General features: G+C 71.3%; 12 protein-coding genes. All 12 read right to left on the minus strand.

The annotated features are described in order from the left end of the window. Positions 1–4: 4 nt before the first annotated feature. The 12 genes from AC3A6B_RS10175 to AC3A6B_RS10230 are packed head-to-tail and all read right to left on the minus strand — an operon-like array spanning position 5 to position 15,920. The gene (locus AC3A6B_RS10175; RefSeq protein WP_487836591.1) at positions 5–2,317 is read right to left on the minus strand and encodes a hypothetical protein; all 2,313 of its coding nucleotides are present in this window, start codon (positions 2,315–2,317) and stop codon (positions 5–7) included. Beyond that, positions 2,314–5,277, minus strand: a complete 2,964-nt coding sequence (locus tag AC3A6B_RS10180) for a putative baseplate assembly protein (protein ID WP_487836592.1) — start codon at positions 5,275–5,277, stop codon at positions 2,314–2,316. The genes AC3A6B_RS10175 and AC3A6B_RS10180 overlap by 4 nt, the downstream gene beginning before the upstream one ends. Further along, positions 5,274–7,754 (minus strand): putative baseplate assembly protein, encoded by a 2,481-nt coding sequence (locus tag AC3A6B_RS10185; RefSeq protein WP_487836593.1) that lies wholly within the window; start codon positions 7,752–7,754, stop codon positions 5,274–5,276. The genes AC3A6B_RS10180 and AC3A6B_RS10185 overlap by 4 nt, the downstream gene beginning before the upstream one ends. Then, positions 7,751–8,116 (minus strand): GPW/gp25 family protein, encoded by a 366-nt coding sequence (locus AC3A6B_RS10190; protein ID WP_487836594.1) that lies wholly within the window; start codon positions 8,114–8,116, stop codon positions 7,751–7,753. Before AC3A6B_RS10190 ends, AC3A6B_RS10185 begins: the two co-directional genes overlap by 4 nt. 5 nt (positions 8,117–8,121) lie before the next feature. Continuing rightward, positions 8,122–8,442, minus strand: a complete 321-nt coding sequence (locus AC3A6B_RS10195) for a hypothetical protein (RefSeq protein ID WP_487836595.1) — start codon at positions 8,440–8,442, stop codon at positions 8,122–8,124. Between the two features lie 10 nt (positions 8,443–8,452). Further along, complete coding sequence (locus AC3A6B_RS10200) at positions 8,453–8,962, minus strand: phage baseplate assembly protein V (RefSeq protein WP_487836596.1); 510 nt, start codon at positions 8,960–8,962, stop codon at positions 8,453–8,455. A gap of 13 nt (positions 8,963–8,975) precedes the next feature. Next, entirely contained in the window at positions 8,976–10,115 is a 1,140-nt protein-coding gene (locus AC3A6B_RS10205; RefSeq protein WP_487836597.1) for a hypothetical protein, read from the minus strand. Continuing rightward, positions 10,105–10,476, minus strand: coding sequence for a LysM domain-containing protein (locus tag AC3A6B_RS10210; RefSeq protein ID WP_487836598.1), 372 nt, complete (start codon positions 10,474–10,476; stop codon positions 10,105–10,107). The genes AC3A6B_RS10205 and AC3A6B_RS10210 overlap by 11 nt, the downstream gene beginning before the upstream one ends. After that, entirely contained in the window at positions 10,476–11,135 is a 660-nt protein-coding gene (locus AC3A6B_RS10215) for a CIS tube protein (RefSeq protein ID WP_487836599.1), read from the minus strand. Before AC3A6B_RS10215 ends, AC3A6B_RS10210 begins: the two co-directional genes overlap by 1 nt. Next, positions 11,132–14,275 (minus strand): eCIS core domain-containing protein, encoded by a 3,144-nt coding sequence (locus tag AC3A6B_RS10220; protein WP_487836600.1) that lies wholly within the window; start codon positions 14,273–14,275, stop codon positions 11,132–11,134. The genes AC3A6B_RS10215 and AC3A6B_RS10220 overlap by 4 nt, the downstream gene beginning before the upstream one ends. After that, positions 14,272–15,648, minus strand: coding sequence for an eCIS core domain-containing protein (locus tag AC3A6B_RS10225; RefSeq protein ID WP_487836601.1), 1,377 nt, complete (start codon positions 15,646–15,648; stop codon positions 14,272–14,274). Before AC3A6B_RS10225 ends, AC3A6B_RS10220 begins: the two co-directional genes overlap by 4 nt. Next, complete coding sequence (locus tag AC3A6B_RS10230; protein ID WP_487836602.1) at positions 15,645–15,920, minus strand: hypothetical protein; 276 nt, start codon at positions 15,918–15,920, stop codon at positions 15,645–15,647. Before AC3A6B_RS10230 ends, AC3A6B_RS10225 begins: the two co-directional genes overlap by 4 nt. Between the last annotated feature and the right edge of the window lie 35 nt (positions 15,921–15,955).

The following is a 15,955-nucleotide window of genomic DNA, read 5'->3' on the forward strand; positions in this document are numbered from 1 at the left end:
CTCCTCAACTGGCGAAATGCACGCTGGCGGCCAGGCCCAGGCGCAGGTATTCGGCGAGCGCGTCGCGCAGGTTGGCCTCGCGCTGCGGTTGCTGAAGATGCTCGTAGGCGCCCATCTCGGCGCCGCTGGCCGCACCGGCGCGGATCTGCCCGGCGCAGCGCAGCTCCAGCTGGCCCAGCGCCGGGTCGCCATAGCGGCGCGAGACAAACAGCGGCCGCACCGTGGCCTCGACCTCGGCGCGCACGGCGTCCTTGTCGGCCGCCGTGGCGGTGACGGGCAGGACGGCGAGGCGGACTTCGGTCTCGAGTTGCGGCTGGCAGCGGTAGCGCCGCGGTACCTGCGAGGCCGGCGGCACATAGCAAAATCGCACGCAGCCGATCTGGCGCCGCTCGGCCAGCACCGGCGCGTCGAAGATGCAGTCGCTGGCATTGAGCGACAGCGCGTTGACGGCGCCGAAGAAGCTGGCGCGTTGCAGGTCCAGCGCGGCCTCGGGCGCGTCCAGCGCGGCCGTTGCTGCGCCGTCGGCGAGGCCGAGGCCGACGATGCTGTCGGTCACCTCCACGCCGCGCACCGGGCCGGCCACGACGACCGGCGCGCAAAGGCTTTGCAGCAGCCGCAATTGCAGGCGCGGGCTGTCGGCGCCCACCGTCAGGTGTTGCGCGCCCAGCACCGTCTCGGGCAGCAGCGTGCAATGCGCCAGTTCCAGTTGCCCCAGGTGGCCGGAGGCCTGCAGCGGCCCCTGCAGCAGCAGGCCATGCAGGAACAGCGCGCCGGGGTTCGCTGCATCGGTATCGGCCGTGCCGCGCACCTGCAGCCGGCCTTCCCAATGCGCGCGCACCTGTCGGGCCTCGAAGCGGCCGGGCACGCGCTCCACGCTGCCGGGCGGTGCGCCAGGGATGGGCTGCAGTGGCCACTGGCCGGCCACCACCAGCAGCTGCGAGGCTTCGGGGATCTCGATCTCCAGCGCGGCCGCGGTGTCGATCTCCGACAGGCTGTCCATCACCACGATGACGCCGGTGCGACCGGCCGGCTGCGTGTTCCAGGCGTCGACGGCCTCGCGCAGCGTGGGGAACAAGATGCCGCTTCCGTCGTCGGGCAGCAGGTGCGACACGCCTACCTGCCAGACCTCGGGGTCGAAGAAGCCGCCCACGTCCTCGTCGGCCGTGCTGCCATCGGCCGCGCGGTTCGCCGCGCGCAGGGCCGCGCTGCGCTCGTAGGGGCCACCGCCGGTGTCGGCGACGCTGCCGTGGGCCGCATGCAGCCAGACGCGCGCCACCTCGAGCGCGGGGGGAAAGCCGATGCGGCCGCGCCGCAGGTCCAGTGCCAGCGCGCGTGGCGTGGGAATCGCCAGTTCAACGGTGTCGGGAATCTCGCAGATGCAGATGTCCTCTCGCGGCACCTCCACCGGCAGGGTCTCGCCGGCCAGTTGCACGAAGCAGCGCAGCACCGGATCGCGCTCGGTCATGAAGCGCGCCGCCGGTTCGGCCTGTCCTGCCCGCAACCGTTCCAGCTCGGCATGCAGGGCCTGTTCGCGCAGCGTCGCGCTGGCGTGTTCCTCGCGCGCGGCCTGGGTGATGGCACTGCCGCCGGTCTCGGTGCGCGGGCGGTTGAAGAGCGGCGCGTCCACGCCGGCCGGATGCATGTGCCAGAAGCCCTCGGCGTGGCGGCGCGCACTGATGAAGTCGGCGCTCGTCATGTCGGCCGGGGCGCCAGGCGCGCCGAGGCCCAGTTGCTGCGAGCGCAGGCGCCATAGGTACAGGCCGACGTTGGGGATGTTGAAGCGCCCGCCGCGCGTGTCTGCGTTGCGCACCTCCAGCGTGTGGGCGAAGGGATCGAAGGCGCCGGCCGAGGCCTGGGCCAGTTCGGCGGTCTCGGCGTCGCGCACGCAGGCCGTGACGGTGGGCCGCATGCGCACATGGTTCATATGCTGGGTGGTGCCCAGGCGCTGGAAGAATTCCACGGCCGCAGCGGGCCAGCCGGTGACGTCGCGCGCCAGTTGCTCCAGCACCAGCGCCGTGCCCTTGCGCCGGCGGTAGGCGATGGTGTTGGCGACCCAGGCGCGGGTGCTGACGCCCGCCGAGGGCACCGGCCGGATCGGCCGCGCGCCCAGCAGGTCGCCGATGTAGGGCACGGTCCATTCGTCGCAGGTCTCGATGAACCAGTTGTCGTACAGGCGCGCGGTGTCGGCCTCCACCGCCTCGAGTTCGCTTTCGATCACGGCCAGCAGCGCGCGCAGCGGCGCGCCCTGCTCGCCATCGCGCAGGCGGTGGATGACAGGCAGCAGCTGGTAGAGCCGTTCGGGGGTGAGCAGACTCATAGCGTGGCCTCCACCAGTTCGAGTGCCGCGGGGTTCAGCAGCATCAGCTCGGCTGGCTTCATCGCCTTGGCCGCGCTGTCCCAGCGCCCGCCGAACGCCGGCACGACCTGCATGTCGCCGGCGGCCGCCGCGGGTTCGCCATACGGTTGCAGCACGTCAAGATCCACCGCCACCACGCCCGGCACCTGGTGCAGCAGTGCGAGCAGTTCGGCCGCCGTGACCGACTGCGCCAGGTCGCGCGCATCGAAGCCGAAGGCCCCTTGCAGCTTCGTCCTGCAAGCCGCGAGCACGGTGTCGGCTTCGTCGCGCGGATCGATCGCGACACGCGCCGTGCAGCGGAAGTAGCGCAGCACCGAGGCGCCCAGCACGAAGGGCTGCGACGGATCGGACAGGTCCGCGATGGCCTGGCGCAGGTTGTCCATGACCTCGGCGCCCGGCGCGCCGCCGGTGGCGCCGGCCACCGACAGCAGCACGCGCGAGCTGCCGTCGACCCAGGCCAGGTCGGCGCGCGCCTTGCCGATGCCGGGAAAGGCGCGTGCGAAGTCCTGGTAGTCCGACAGCGAGACCACGCGCTCGAAGGCCAGCAAGGTCAGCGGCGCGTTGCGGCGCGCATCATGAAGTTGCTCGGGCCCCTGGGCGCCGCTGGCCGGCAGCGGGTTGCTCACGCCGCGCAGGCCCAGCGGCATGGCGCGCAGCATGGTCAGCGTGCGCGCCGCGACTTCGCCGTCCGGGCCGATGCCGCTGCGGTAGCGCGCCTGCACGTTCATCTGGCCGCTGGGCAGGCGCGCGCCGCTGCGGCCGTCGCCGAACAGGATCTCCATGCGCGCCTCGTTGTCGATGCGCGTGGCATAGACATGCTCGTCCGGCGCGGCGCCGTGGAGCGAAGGCCGCTCGGTCCACAGCAGGCCGTTGACGCGCAGCTCCAGCGTGCTCTTCACGCCGGTGGCCGAGGCCGCCGTCAAGTGCGTGGTCGGCGGCTTGCGAAGCGTGAAGCGCTGGAACGGTTCTTTCGCGTCGCCGTTGCCCAGCACCTCCTGCACGCTCTCGCCATGCGTGGCACGAACCACGTTGGCGTGGATCTGCAGGTCCTCGCGCCGGTAGCTGTACGTCAGCGGCTGCTGCAGCACCAGCATGCTGCGGCCACCGCCATGTTCCACCTCGTCGAGCAACGCGATTTCGGCCGCATCCACGCCGGGCAGGTCGTGCCGCGGGCCGACGAAGGCGAGCGGCTGGCCGTGCGCCACGCCCAGCACCATGGTCGACAGCTCGATGCGCCTGCTGCCCGCTTCCACCGGCGACTCGATCGGCAGCTCGGCCATCGGTTGGCGCCGGCTGGCGACATGGGCCGTGGTGTCGCGGAACAGGAAGGCCTCCGAAGGCGCAGTGCTTCGGGGCTGGCCGCTGCCATCGGCCAGGCGAAGCGCCGTCGCGCGCGCCGACAGGCCATAGTCGGCGCGCGAGACTTCGCGAGCGTCGAACAGGGCATAGGCGGTGGCCTTCTCGCTGGGCGCGTCGAAGACCATCCAGCTGCCGGGCGCGAGCTTGGGTACCGGGCGCTCCAGCAGCGCATGGCAGGGCGGCAGCACCGTGCTCGCCAGGTTGCTGTTGCCCTGCGAGTCGGTCCAGATGTTGCGGCTTGCGCCCAACGAGCCGCCGCCGGAGAGCGGGTCGCCGTCGTCCCAGCCGCTCGCGTAGACCGGCTCCTTGGTGTTGGTGGCGGGCAGCGAGCCCCACTTGGGCGCGTTGTGGCCGAAGAAGCCCAGCCGCTGCGAGAAGCTGAAGGTGCCGGCCTCGGGCGCCACCGGCTTGGACGGGGGCTTGACGCTGGCCGTGATCGCCTGCACCAGCTGCAGGCTGCTCCAGCCCTGGATCGCGATCATGGCCTGCAGCTCGTTCTCCTTCCAGCTCTGGCTGGCAATGGTGCTGCCGAGCGCGCTGCTGGTGAAAGGCACGCTCTCGATCTGCGCCTGCGCGTAGCCGCCGAAGGAGAAGGACAGGATCGGCACCGCCCAGTGCAGCAGCGGCGGCGCTGCCGGCGTCACCGGGTCGGGCAGCGGCTCCAGTTCGATGCGCACGCGGCGCAGCGCGGGCTCGTCCTCCACCTCCAGCGCGCGCAGCACCAGCTGGCGCAACTGGCTGCCGTTCTTGCCGACGAAGAGCAGCAGCTCGCCGGCCTGGATGCCACTGGCCTGGTCGGAGAGGTAGACGCGCGCGACGTCGAGTGCATCGACCGTGGGCTCCACGGCCAGGCCGGGATCCAGCCGGTACAGGCTGCCGCTGCTCAGGGCCGGGTGCAGGCCGGCGGTCTCGCTGGCCAGGCTGCCTTCGGGATAGAGCATGACCAGTCGCCGCGTGCCCGCCACGTCGAGCAAGGCCAGGTCCGCCGGGCGTGTCTGGCGCGGACGCAGCGCATTCCATTCGGCGCGCGCGACGATGGGCTCGCTGGTCTCGAACACCTGCGGCAGCTTGCCCTGCGGCGGCACGCTTTGCACCGGCGCGCCGGCGGCGATGGTGCAGACGCCCGGGGCGCCGGCGGCGTCCTCCACGGTGAAGACCAGGTGCACGCTGGCGGCCACGCCGGGCCGCAGTTCGTAGCCGACGGCGCGCGCCAGTTCCAGCACCGAGCGGCGTTCGGTGGCGGTGCGCAGGAAGCCCTCGTTGGCGATGCGCTCCTGGTAGAAGGTCAGCACATCGGCCACGCAGGCGGACGCGTCCACCAGCGCGACGGCCGCGTCGTCGGGCTCGCGGGTGCGCAGCGCGGCCAGCGGCCGCGGCGCACTTGCAGGCACGCCGGGCACATGCCACAGCGGCAGCCGAGCCAGCATGCGCTGGTAGAAGCCGGGCTGGGTGTCGATGCGCCACGACAGCGCGGACAGGCCGGGCGCGTTGTAGATCACGCCGGGCTCGGCCTGGCCCTCGCAGCAGTGGCAGCCGTCCAGCGGGGTGTCGTCGCTGCTCATTTCATTTCCTCCGCCGCATGCACCTCGAACTGGATGCGGCCGTGGTCGGGCGCGTTCGGGTCGTTGTCCAGCCGCGCGATCTCCAGCCGCGCCATCGCAATGCGGCCGGCGTCGATCTCGTCATCCGGTTGCCGGCCCAGGCGCTGGAAGCGCAGCGGCTTCACATGCGAGACCCCTTGCACCGCCATCGCGGCGGCGACCACGGCGCTCAGGTAGACCGGCTCGCCGAAGCTGAAGCGGTCCGGGTGGAAGAAGCCGCCCGGGGTGGTGGCGAACACACGCAGCAGCCGGCGCTGCACGTCGGCCGCGAAATAGCCCGCCCGGGTGCAGACGTGCAGCGCGATGTCCAGCGCCACGTAGGCCGGCGCGTCGATCTCCACGTCCTGCCCGGCCAGCCGGTAGCGGTCGATGAAGGCCGTCAGGCTCTCCTCGAAGGCCGGGTCCATGCCCTCGGCGCCGCGCCGGTCCACCGTGATGAACATGGTGTGCCAGCTGCCGGTCCAGCGCCGCGTGGCCACGGCGCGCTGCACGCGGCCGTCGCGCATCGCGACCTCGGCATAGTCCTGCGCCGTCACCGCGCGCTCCTGGCGCCGGAAGGCCTGCGGCGCGTCCATGCGCGCGCGCGCCAGCGTGACAGGGTCCACGCCGCCGGCGGCCGGCAGCGGGTTGCGCACCCGCGTGATCCCATCGAAGTTGCACAGCACATGGGAGATCGCGTCGGCACCCACGTTGCCGGCGCTGCCGTTGCCCACGCGCACGCGCGCCGACAAGGCCTCGGCCGCGCCGGGGCGCAGGCCGTTCACGCCGTCGCCGAAGCGCAGCAGCACCTGGCCGTCGGCTTCGGTCTCGGCCACGAACTCGACGGCAGCGGCGCCGCTTTGCAGCAGGTCGCGCCGGGCACTCCAGCGGCGGCGATCGCCGTCGCTGGTCACCAGCACGGCTTCGCGCGTGTCGGCCAGGTCGCGCCGCAACGCGGCGGTGGCACTGGCGGCCGGATCCACCAGCAGCGCCTGGCCGGCCGCATCGCGCACCAGGGCCTGGCGCGTCCACGGCAGCAGCGTGGGCTGGGCCAGGCGAAAGCGCGGCACGCGGCCGCCGGGCACCGGCACCAGGGACTCGAAGCGCGGCGCGCTGAAGCCGTGGTCGGCCAGCGCGATGTTGGCGCAGGCGCCGGCCATGTCCTGCACCAGCACGCCGGCGATGACCTTGGACAGGCACAGGTCGAAGGGCAGCGCATCCTCGGCCTGCCATTGCACTTCGACCAGCGGCTGCTCGGTGACCGGGTCGCGCCGCGGCACGGGCGAAGGCGCGCGTCCGGGGCTGGCTTCGGGGTCCACGTGCGTGAGGCGGACCACGTGGCGCTGCTGCGCGTCGGCATCCCTTGCGAGGCCGTTGGTGGTGCCGGCGCGCGCCTCCAGCAGCAGCAGGTCGCCCACGCGCAGGCGCAGTCGGTTCGCCTCGTCGTCGCGCAAGAAGGCGCGCGTGGCGCCGCGCGGCAGGCAGCAGGCCTGGTCGCTCCAGGTGTAGAGGCGCAGGTCGTTGTGCGCGCTGTAGAGCTGCAGTGCCGTCAGCAGTTCGAAGGGCTGCGCGCCGGCCGCGACCAGCGCCTGCGCGCTGTCGGGCGAGCCGAGCCGCGTGGGCGAGCCGTGCGCGCGCGTCAGCAGCAGCGTGCCGTCCAGGCCGGTCGCGCCGTCGCAGGCGGCGAGCATTTGGCCGTCGGCCGCGGCATCGATCTCGAAGGCCACCCAGGTGCGCGCGTTGCAACCCTCGTGCACCGCGTAGTCCAAAAGCCGCGCATGCCGGCGCACCGACACGCGCTGGCGCGCCGTGCCCAAGTAGGCCTCGGTCGCGACTGCGTCCTGGAAGTAGGCGATCTCGTCGGCGCGGAAGGCCAGTGCCTCAGACAGCGTGACCATCAGGTCGGCCGGGCTGCGTTCCTTCCAGTTCGGCATCAGCACCGACAGACGGTCCAGCACCAATCGGCGGAAGCTCTGGTAGTCGCGCGCCAGGTAGTCGATGTCGGGTGCGCGTTGCGGCAGCGGCGCGCAGTCGTCCTCCACGCGGCAGTCGAAGTCGCTGGGGCAGTCGACCTTGAAGCCGAATGCGATCTGCGCCAGCGCCGGGTCGATGCCGTCGGGCGGCGCGTCGGAGCCGGCCGAGGCCACCAGCCGCAACTGGTAGCGCGAGAAGTCGCCGATGCTGTCGAGCTCCACGGTCAGCACGTCGCCGCTGGCCGACACGCCGATGGCCTGCGGGTCGCGCACGCGCACGCCGCCGCGGATCTCGATGTTGGATGCAGCGAGCGGCGCGGCCGGCGCGAAGGACAGGTCGTGCACGAAATGCAGCAGCAGCCGCGGCTGGCCGTGCACCACCTCCAGGTACTCGATGCCGTTGAAGGCCCGCGGTGGATCGGCCTGCGCGGCCTGGCGCACGGCGGCGATGCGTCCCGGGTTGCTGCAGAGGTATTGGCTGTTCATGTGATCTCCCGCCTGAACTGCGCCTGGCCGCTCTGCTGCGTTTCCAGCACCGTGTAGCGCACCGTCACCGACAGCGCCGCGTCCTCGCTCTCCGCGCTGACCTCGTCGATGCGCATCAGGTGGCCCAGCCACTGCTGCAGCGAGCCGTGCACCAGCGCCTGCACCGTGGCCGCCAGCTCGGGGCTGTTGGGTGCGAAGACGAGCTGCATCAGGCCGCAGCCAAAATCGGGCCGGTTCACCCGTTCGCCCGGCACGGTGAACAGCAGCTGCTCGATCAGGTCGCGCAGGTGCGCCTCGCGCGACACCGTCGCGCTGCGCCCGCGCCCGTCGATGCGGAAGGGGAATCCGATGTCGGTGTCCATGGTGTTCACATCCCTATGACGCGGGTCTGCGCCGCCACCGCCACCAGCGGCGTGCCGGTGGGCGCGCAGATGGCCTGGCTGCTCATCAGCAGCACCGGCTGGCCGGCGGCGAACACGCGCGTGGCCGCCACGATCCATTGCGCCGTCACGCAGGGCCCGTTGCCCTGCGGCGGCGAGAAGGCGCAACCGACCACCAGGTAGGGCGCCGCCTGCGTCGCCACCGGCTGGCCCGAGACCAGCACGCGCGGCACGGGAGCGCTGGGCGTGGCCTGGCCGCCGTGCGCGCACAAGACGGTGGCGCCGAGGTGGAGGAGGGGGCCGGACATGCTGCTGCGCCTAGACGATGGTGAGGGCGCCGGCGTTGACGGTGACCGTGGGACCGGTCATCACGATGGAGGCGCCCTTGCCGTTCTGGATGTAGATGCCGGTGTCGTTGACGATCAAGGTGGCGCCGGTCGCGCTCTTGAGCATGATCCCGCCGCTGGGCCCGGGCAGGTCGCTGATGGTCAGGCCGTTCTGCAGCGGTGTCTGCAGGGTGATGGCCTGCACCGCCGGCGGCGTCAGCCGCGCCAGCGCCGGCACCTCGGCCGCGCTGCCCCAGAAGCAGCCGACCCAGATCGGGTGGTCGATGTCGCCCTGCTCGTACTCGATCCACACGCCCGAGCCGATCATCGGCAGCGCGAACATGCCGTTCTGGATCCCGGCCACCGGCACGCAGGGCATGGCCCAGGTCGAGGGCATCAGCCCGCCCACGTCGGGCACCTGCACCATCAGCCGGCCCATCTGCATCGGGTCGATGTTGTTGAGCACCATGCCGCGGTATTTGCCGTAGAACTTCTCGGGCACTGGATGGGCTCCTTCAGACGGGGACCTTGGGCGTGATCGACACCAGCCCGTTGCGCGTGAGCTCGAAGCTCTGCTTGAACTCGCCGCGCCTGAGGTTGCTGGTCACGCTGCTGACGTAGTACAGCCCGTCGTAGGCAATGCCCACGCCGCGCACGCCGACCAACCCGCGCGCCTTCAGCGGCCGGCCGTAGCGCAGCACGTCCAGCGTGCCGCTGCCGCTCACCGCGTCCTGCGACTTGGCCGCTTCCGCGAGGCCGGCCGAGATGGCCCGCATCGGGCTCATCTTGGCGGTGTCCTTCATGAACTTGATGTTGGCGAGCGGCGTGGGCAGCGCGCCCAGCGGCGGCTGCAGCGGGTTCAGGTTGGGGATCGGGATCGGGATCGGAACGCGCGTGAGCTGGTTCTGGATGAACACGACGGGCAGCACGCCCTTCTCGGGATCGAAGGTGAAGCTGAGCGACTCGACGTTGGTCAGCGCGTCCATGTCCACGTTCAGCGCCGGCTGCGGCACGCCGATCTTGAGTTCGGGGCCGAAGTAGGCGATGTTGGTGCCCGGCGTCGGCCCCGGCTCGACGTAGAACACATAACCCACCTGGCGCGCCAGCTCCTGGATGTAGGCCAGGTCGGTGCCCTGCTGCGCCGGGATCTTGTCGATCGGGATCTGCACATCGGGGAAGAGCACCGGGATGATCATGGGGATGAGGCCGAAGGGCGCGTACTTGGCGCACAGCAGCGCCACGCGCCCCTCCACCGGCACGGCCGGGAAGGGCAGGCCGCTCCAGTCCTGCTTGTCCATGGCCTTGGTCACGTCCTCGCCGGTCACGACCAGGCTGCCGGGTTGACCCTGGCTGCCGGGCTGAACCTGCACGTTGGTCATCACGCCGTCGAACAGCGGCTGCGGCTGGCCGTTGAGCGTCACCACCAGCAGCACGCGCAGCGCCGGTGTGAAGGGCGTCGAGTTGACGCCGGCCAACAGGAAGATGGTGTTGAGTTCCGAGCGCGCGGTGATCGAGAACTTGAGCTGGAAGCCGCTCGCGCTGCCGGTGGCGGTGCGCACCTCGACGCTCTCGAGTGCGTCCGTCACCACCCGCGGCACCGGGATCGGCACGATGGGGCCGATCATCAGGCTGAGCTGGATGCCCTTAGCGAACATCTCCGGCTCCAGGTGCGGGCACGCCTTCGGGCAGCGTGATGGCCAGTTGGCGGCCGACTTCGGCCACCAGCGCCTCGGGCAGCATCGCGCCGTTGGCGTCGGCCAGGCGCCAGTTCTGCTCGGTGGCGCCCAGGTGCTGCGCGGAAAGGTTGTCGAGCCGGTCGCCGGCCACGACGGTGGCGGTGGCCATCCGCGCGAAGTTCTCCGGCGGCGGCAGGAAGCGCCGCGTGACGAACACCACCTGTCGGCCGTCCGGCAAGGTGGCCTGCGCGGTCGGCAGGCCGTGGTAGCGGCTGTCCGGGGCGAAGGCCGGCTGCGCCAGGCCGTTGGCCTGCATGAAGGCCTGGATCGGATCGACCATCACGAAATCCCCCCGATGCCGAGCGTGGAGAAGCTGACGGGCTGCACTTTTGCGGCCAGCTTCTCCTTGCCCTGCAGATAGGTCATGAACAAGGCCCCGCCCTTGGACGAGAAACCCAGGTCGTCCACCGACAGCACGCGCAGGCTGAACGAAACCTTGGCGCGGATCGGGTTCAGCGCCGGGTCGAAGGCCTCCTCGGTGATCGAGAAATCGGCCAGCTTCACCGGCACGATGCGGCTCTTGCCCCACACGAAAAGGATCAGCGGCGCCAGCATGGGTGCGATTTCCAGGGTGCCGGAGCTGGCCTGGCTGTCCACCCGCTGCAGTTGCGTCGCGCTGGGATGCAGCAGCGACTCCAGCACCGCGAGCTGCGGCGCGATGCCGTGCTCGATCGTGCTGGCGTTCTGGTCCGGAAACTCGAGCTGGTCGGTGGCGTCGATGTCGGCCTCGAAGCTGATGGTCTCCACCGCCGGCCCCTTGAAGCGCGTCGGCTCGGTGCGGTCGGTGCCTTCGCCGCCGACGGACTGGGCCTGCAGCTTGCGGGTGAGCGAGTCCGCGTTGTATTGCAGCGAGATCACGCGCCGCACCTGGGCCGACTCGGGGTCGACCAGCACCAGGCCGCCCTTGATGAGCTTGGGGGAGTTGGGCGTCGTGCTCATGGGGCGGGCTTCTCGGGGGGTGGCGCGAAGCTCGACTTCGCGTGGAAGGTCGGGTCGTTCTCGGGCCGCGTGAAGTGGTCGTGCAGCGACGCGTCCAGGCTGGCGTGGTGCAGGTAGGCGACCACGCGCTTGGCGGTGACCCGCAGCTTGGTGTTGCCGGCCGCGTCGTGCTGGCGGTCCTCTTTCCACTCGTACTTGTCCGGGTTGTTGAGCGTGGCGCGGGCCTTCGCGGCCAACTGGTCGAGGGTCAGCAGGACCCGCGTCGTGAAGTTGAAGCTCTGGGTGCCGCCGTCGGGCATGCTGCCTTTGACCTCGTATTTGCGGTGGGGCACGCCCTTGATCTCGACGGCGGTCGAGGTGAGCTCGCCGGGAACGAAGCCTTGCGGCACGCCGCGCTGCGAGGCCATGAATTCGCTCGCATTGGCCGGCTCGAAGCCTTCCTCCGTGAAGTCGTGGCGGTACACGCGCTGGCCCTGTTGCTCGAAGGTGGTGTTGGCCCTCGCCACGGCCTCGGGCCGCGGGTCGTCCTTCACCAGCCGCGCCGCCAGCGCGTTGCGCCGGTCGTCGGACAGGTGGCCATACAGGCGCTTCATGTCAGGCAGCAACTCGGCCACGGTGAACTTCGCCTCCCCGGGGCGCTGGAACAGCGGCCCCGAGAAGCCTTCGAAGCTGCCCCCCTTGGCGACGGCAGCGCTGCGGTCCGCCTCGTGTTGCTTCTGCGCGGCCGCGATGTCGGACTTGCGCTTGGCCAATGCCTTAGCGCGGGCCTGCTGGGCCGCCAGGAGATCCTTGCCCTTGAGGTTCTTGTCGACGGCGGGCGGCTCGGGAAACTGGGCGTCCAGCTTCTTCTTGAAGACGGCATCGCCGCGCGCGAACTCGGCGGCGGCCTGCTCGCCGAGCTGCGGATCGGTGCCGTAGGTCTGCTCGTGCGTGGGCGCGATCACCGTGCCGTGGCCGCCGAAGGCCTCGTCCAGAAGCTCCAGCATCTCGCCGTTGCGCCCGAGGTCGCAGCCCTTGATGCGCACCACGGTGTACTGGTCGACCTGGGGCGGGCCGACCTGCGCCAGCGCGGAGCTGCCGTTCGTGGGGTGCAGGGCCGCGCGCAGTTCGGTGGCGTTCAGCTTGCTGTCCGGGTCGCGGGGCTTGAGGCCGAACATCAGCGTGCCGTCCTCGTTGGCGTGCGAGACGATGTACAGGTTGCCGATGGGCGCGCTGATCTTGTCGGCGACGTGAAGCAGCACGTCGGCCAGGTTGCGCTTGCCGGTCACGATGATCGCCTTCGGCCGGTGCGCCCGGAAGAAGCCCTCGGCGCCGCGATAGAAGGTGTCGCGCGTGTCGACGCCCATGATGAACACGTAGTCCTGGCGCGGCGGACCGGGGGCCTTCGGCGGCTCGAAGGCCGCCGCCGCCGGCGCCTTCACCTCCGGCTCGTCGGCCTTGGCTCGGCGCAGGCTGCGCTCGCCGGCCAGCGCCGACTTGCGCCCGCCGACGAACTTCTGGTCGAAGAAGTCGCGCAGCGTGTCCTCTTCGTCGCCGTGGAAGTCGCTGTCGAGTTCGTTCGGGTTGATCGCCGCGAAGATCGCGGTGAGGTCGGCCGGCGGCGCGTCCAGCAGCAGCGCCAGGATGCCGCGCTCGTCGTCGTTGCCGGTGTAGCCGGACTGCATCTCCTGGATGAGCAGGATCTTCTGCTGCGCGCTGAGCTGCGTGAAGGGCGCCTGCTTGTTCTTCCACAGCCGCACGATGCGCCGGGCCTTGTCGTCGCTGTCGTTGTCGTCCTCGATCTTGCCCGGCCCGTGGGTCGCGAGGTAGGTCTCCAGCGTCTTCACGGGGAAGTCGTCGGTCTCGAAATCGTCGAGATCCTTCGCGCTGAGGAGCTCGCGCTGCATGAGTCCGTTGCCGCCGTCCTGCTGCACCACGTGGGCCAGCTCGTGCGCGAGCAGGTGGCGGCCGGACAGCGTGGCCGGCTCGTACTGGCCGCGATTGAACACCAGGTCCTCGCCCACGGTGTAGGCGCGCGCGCCCACGGATTGCGCCGAGGCGGCGGCTTGCGCGTCGGCGTGGATGCGCACGCTGCCGAAGTCGTGGCCGAAGCGCGACTCCATGAACTGCCGCGTCGCCGGCTCCAGCGGCGCGCCGTCTCCGGCCAGGGTGGACTGCACCGCGGCGGCCGCGGCCGGGCTGCTCTCGCGCGCGCCGGGCGCTTGCGCGGGTTGCTGCGCTTCGCGCGCGACGTCGATCTGCGGGCCCAGCGGGTTGGGCTTGCCCGGGTTGAAGTGCTGGTAGAGCCGCACCAGATCGAGGTTCAGCGTGAAGCGCACGTCCTGCCTGCCCGCCTGCAGGTCGGGCATGGCGGGGGTCTGCGCCATCACGCTGCCGCCCGGCTCGATCAGCGGGTAGGGCGAGATGCCGTTGCGAAAGCCGCCTGACAGGTTGATGCCGTCGCTGAAGAGCCCCAGCTGGACCTGCATCGCCGACAAGGAAGGCAGCGCCGAACCCTTGGTATCGATCCGTCCGCTGCTGTCGAACTTGAGGCTGGAGAGATGCGTGTTCAGCACGCCGCCGTTGAAGGCCTCCAGCAGCGAGGTGGCGTCCAGGCCGAAGTCGAATTCGAAGCGCGTCTGCGCGCCGTCCAGGATGCGGTAGGTGAAGGTCTTGACCGGGAACTGCGGCACGAGGCCGGGCAGCATCGCGAGGTTGAAGTCGTCGAAGTCGCGGCGCATGGCAGGGTTCACCATCGCCATGCTCCAGAGGAAGGCGTAGTTGGCGCCCAGGAACACCGGCACGCCCACGCTCAGCTCCGCCGGCTGGCGCATGAAGTCGGCCGCCAGCTTCTCGGTGAAGACGCCGAAAGCCGGGTTGTTTTCGCCCAGGTTGGCGGCCACCACGCCCAGGCCTTCGGCGGCCGGGTCGGGCGCTTCCTTCTTGCGCTCCTCGTCCTCGCGCTGCACCGTCGGCGCGCGCAGCGGCGTCAGTGCGGGCTGGCCGCCACCCTGCATCACGCGGTTGGCGGCCTGGTCGGCTTCCTGCTCGTGGCAGTCACCCGGTGCGCCGATGGACAGCTTGGGTTGCAGCCAGGCAGAGGCCGGCGCGATCGTCGACGCGACAGGTGCGGGGCCGCTGGGGGCGCGTGAACGGGTCATGGGCAAGCCCTGTTCAGCACGTCGATCATCCAGTTGGCCACCGCGATGTCGCTGCGGCGCGAGTTGATCTCGTCGGCCACCCAGTCGCCGGCCTCGTTGAAGGCAGTGCGAAACGCCCGCGTGCCACGGCCGTGCCGCTGCTGCAGTTCGCGCGTGTGGACCGAGTGGATCTGCTCGTGCGCCAGCGTCAGCCGCTCCTCCAGCGGCCCGCAGGGCCCGGCCACCGGCGCCACCCGCACCGTCCCGCTCGAGTCCGTGGTGCCCGCCGTCACGAGGCTGCTGCCAGCGGCGGCAGCACGGGCCTCGATGCAGGCATCCACCTGCGCGCCGGTGGTGTTGGCCGGGTCGGCGCCGCAGGCGGTGTATTCGCCGATGAAGAAGTTGGCGTCCTGGATCTCGGACTGCAGCCGCGGGATGCAAGCGCAGAAGGCGGTGGTGATGTCCAGCAGGGCGCGATCGGGGAAGTCGGCGATCAGCAGCGCCGCGTCGCCCGGGTTGCCCTCGGCCTGCAGCTCTTCCACCACGTAGGTCACGGTCACCGCGCCGAGCCGGCCGTCCTGCGCCACGCCGTGCGAGGCCTGCCAGCGTGCCACGCCGAGCGCGAGGTCGCGGTCCGACACGGCCGGGAAGCGCGACACGCCGATCACGTCGCGGATCACCGCCAGCGAGTACGGGTCGCCGAACTGGCGTTGGTTGAAGCGGATCGCGTCCTCGATGTCGCGCTCGCTCATCGGGCGCTCCGTCGGTGCGGCCACCTGCGGCTCGATCGCCAGGTCGCACTGCACCAGCGGTGTGGTGGCCGACTGCTGCACCACGTGGGTCAGCTCGTGCGCCAGCAGTTGCCGGCCGCCGCGGCTGCCGGGCGCGAAGCGACCCGGCGCGAAGGCGATGTGCTCGCCCACGGTCCAGGCGTTGGCGCCCAGCGCCTGGGCCGAGCGCGCGGCTGCCTCGTCGGCATGGATGCGCACGCGCGAGAAATCGTGCCCGAAGCGTTGCTCGAAGTCCTGCCGCAGTGGCGCGTCGAGCGCACGGCCGCTGCTGGCCAGCACCTGGTCCACGCTGTCGGGCGCGGCGCCCGATGGCTGTGCGCTCGCGGCGGGTGCGCTGGCGCGCTGCACGCGGGGTGGACTGGCGAGCTGCGGGCGCGTGACCTGTTCGGCCACGCGATCGGCTTCCTCCTCCAGGGGATCGTGGGCCGCGCCCACGGCCAGCTTCGCTTGCAGGCCCAGCGCCTTCTTGCGCTCGCACTCGCTGCAATGGCCCCCGAGTCCCGCCGAGCCGCCGCAGGCGCACTTGCGCTGCAGCCAGCGATGCTTGCCGCCGCCTTGCGTGCGTTCGGCGCCGGATGTGCGTGCGGCGAGGGCGGCGGTCATGGCGCACCTGCCTTGTTGCCGGCCGGGGCCGCCGGGTCGCCCGCGATGCGCGCGGCCACGGCGCGGCCCAGGGCCGCGGCGCCGGCGTCGTGGGGCAGCCGGACCTTCTCGGCCTGCAGCGCATGGGCGTTGCCTTGCGTGACCAGCGGGCTGCCGCCGACGGCCAGCAGCGTGCGCAGCTCGGCCTGCAGCGCGTCGGAGACGCCCGCGGCATCGGCGCGCTCCACCCCGCGCAGCACCAGCCGGTCGATATGGAGGACGATGCGTGGCATGGCGTGCTCGCTTATTCCGTCAAGCGTTGCGGGTC

The organism is Variovorax sp. Soil_C_33 (assembly GCF_057656935.1).

What these genes read in the sequence shown, in the direction of transcription:
- AC3A6B_RS10175 (WP_487836591.1), bottom strand. Translation starts at nt 2,317, where the DNA reads ATGAGTCTGCTCACCCCCGAACGGCTCTACCAGCTGCTGCCTGTCATC.
- AC3A6B_RS10180 (WP_487836592.1), bottom strand. Translation starts at nt 5,277, where the DNA reads ATGAGCAGCGACGACACCCCGCTGGACGGCTGCCACTGCTGCGAGGGC.
- AC3A6B_RS10185 (WP_487836593.1), bottom strand. Translation starts at nt 7,754, where the DNA reads ATGAACAGCCAATACCTCTGCAGCAACCCGGGACGCATCGCCGCCGTG.
- AC3A6B_RS10190 (WP_487836594.1), bottom strand. Translation starts at nt 8,116, where the DNA reads ATGGACACCGACATCGGATTCCCCTTCCGCATCGACGGGCGCGGGCGC.
- AC3A6B_RS10195 (WP_487836595.1), bottom strand. Translation starts at nt 8,442, where the DNA reads ATGTCCGGCCCCCTCCTCCACCTCGGCGCCACCGTCTTGTGCGCGCAC.
- AC3A6B_RS10205 (WP_487836597.1), bottom strand. Translation starts at nt 10,115, where the DNA reads ATGTTCGCTAAGGGCATCCAGCTCAGCCTGATGATCGGCCCCATCGTG.
- AC3A6B_RS10210 (WP_487836598.1), bottom strand. Translation starts at nt 10,476, where the DNA reads ATGGTCGATCCGATCCAGGCCTTCATGCAGGCCAACGGCCTGGCGCAG.
- AC3A6B_RS10215 (WP_487836599.1), bottom strand. Translation starts at nt 11,135, where the DNA reads ATGAGCACGACGCCCAACTCCCCCAAGCTCATCAAGGGCGGCCTGGTG.
- AC3A6B_RS10220 (WP_487836600.1), bottom strand. Translation starts at nt 14,275, where the DNA reads ATGACCCGTTCACGCGCCCCCAGCGGCCCCGCACCTGTCGCGTCGACG.
- AC3A6B_RS10225 (WP_487836601.1), bottom strand. Translation starts at nt 15,648, where the DNA reads ATGACCGCCGCCCTCGCCGCACGCACATCCGGCGCCGAACGCACGCAA.
- AC3A6B_RS10230 (WP_487836602.1), bottom strand. Translation starts at nt 15,920, where the DNA reads ATGCCACGCATCGTCCTCCATATCGACCGGCTGGTGCTGCGCGGGGTG.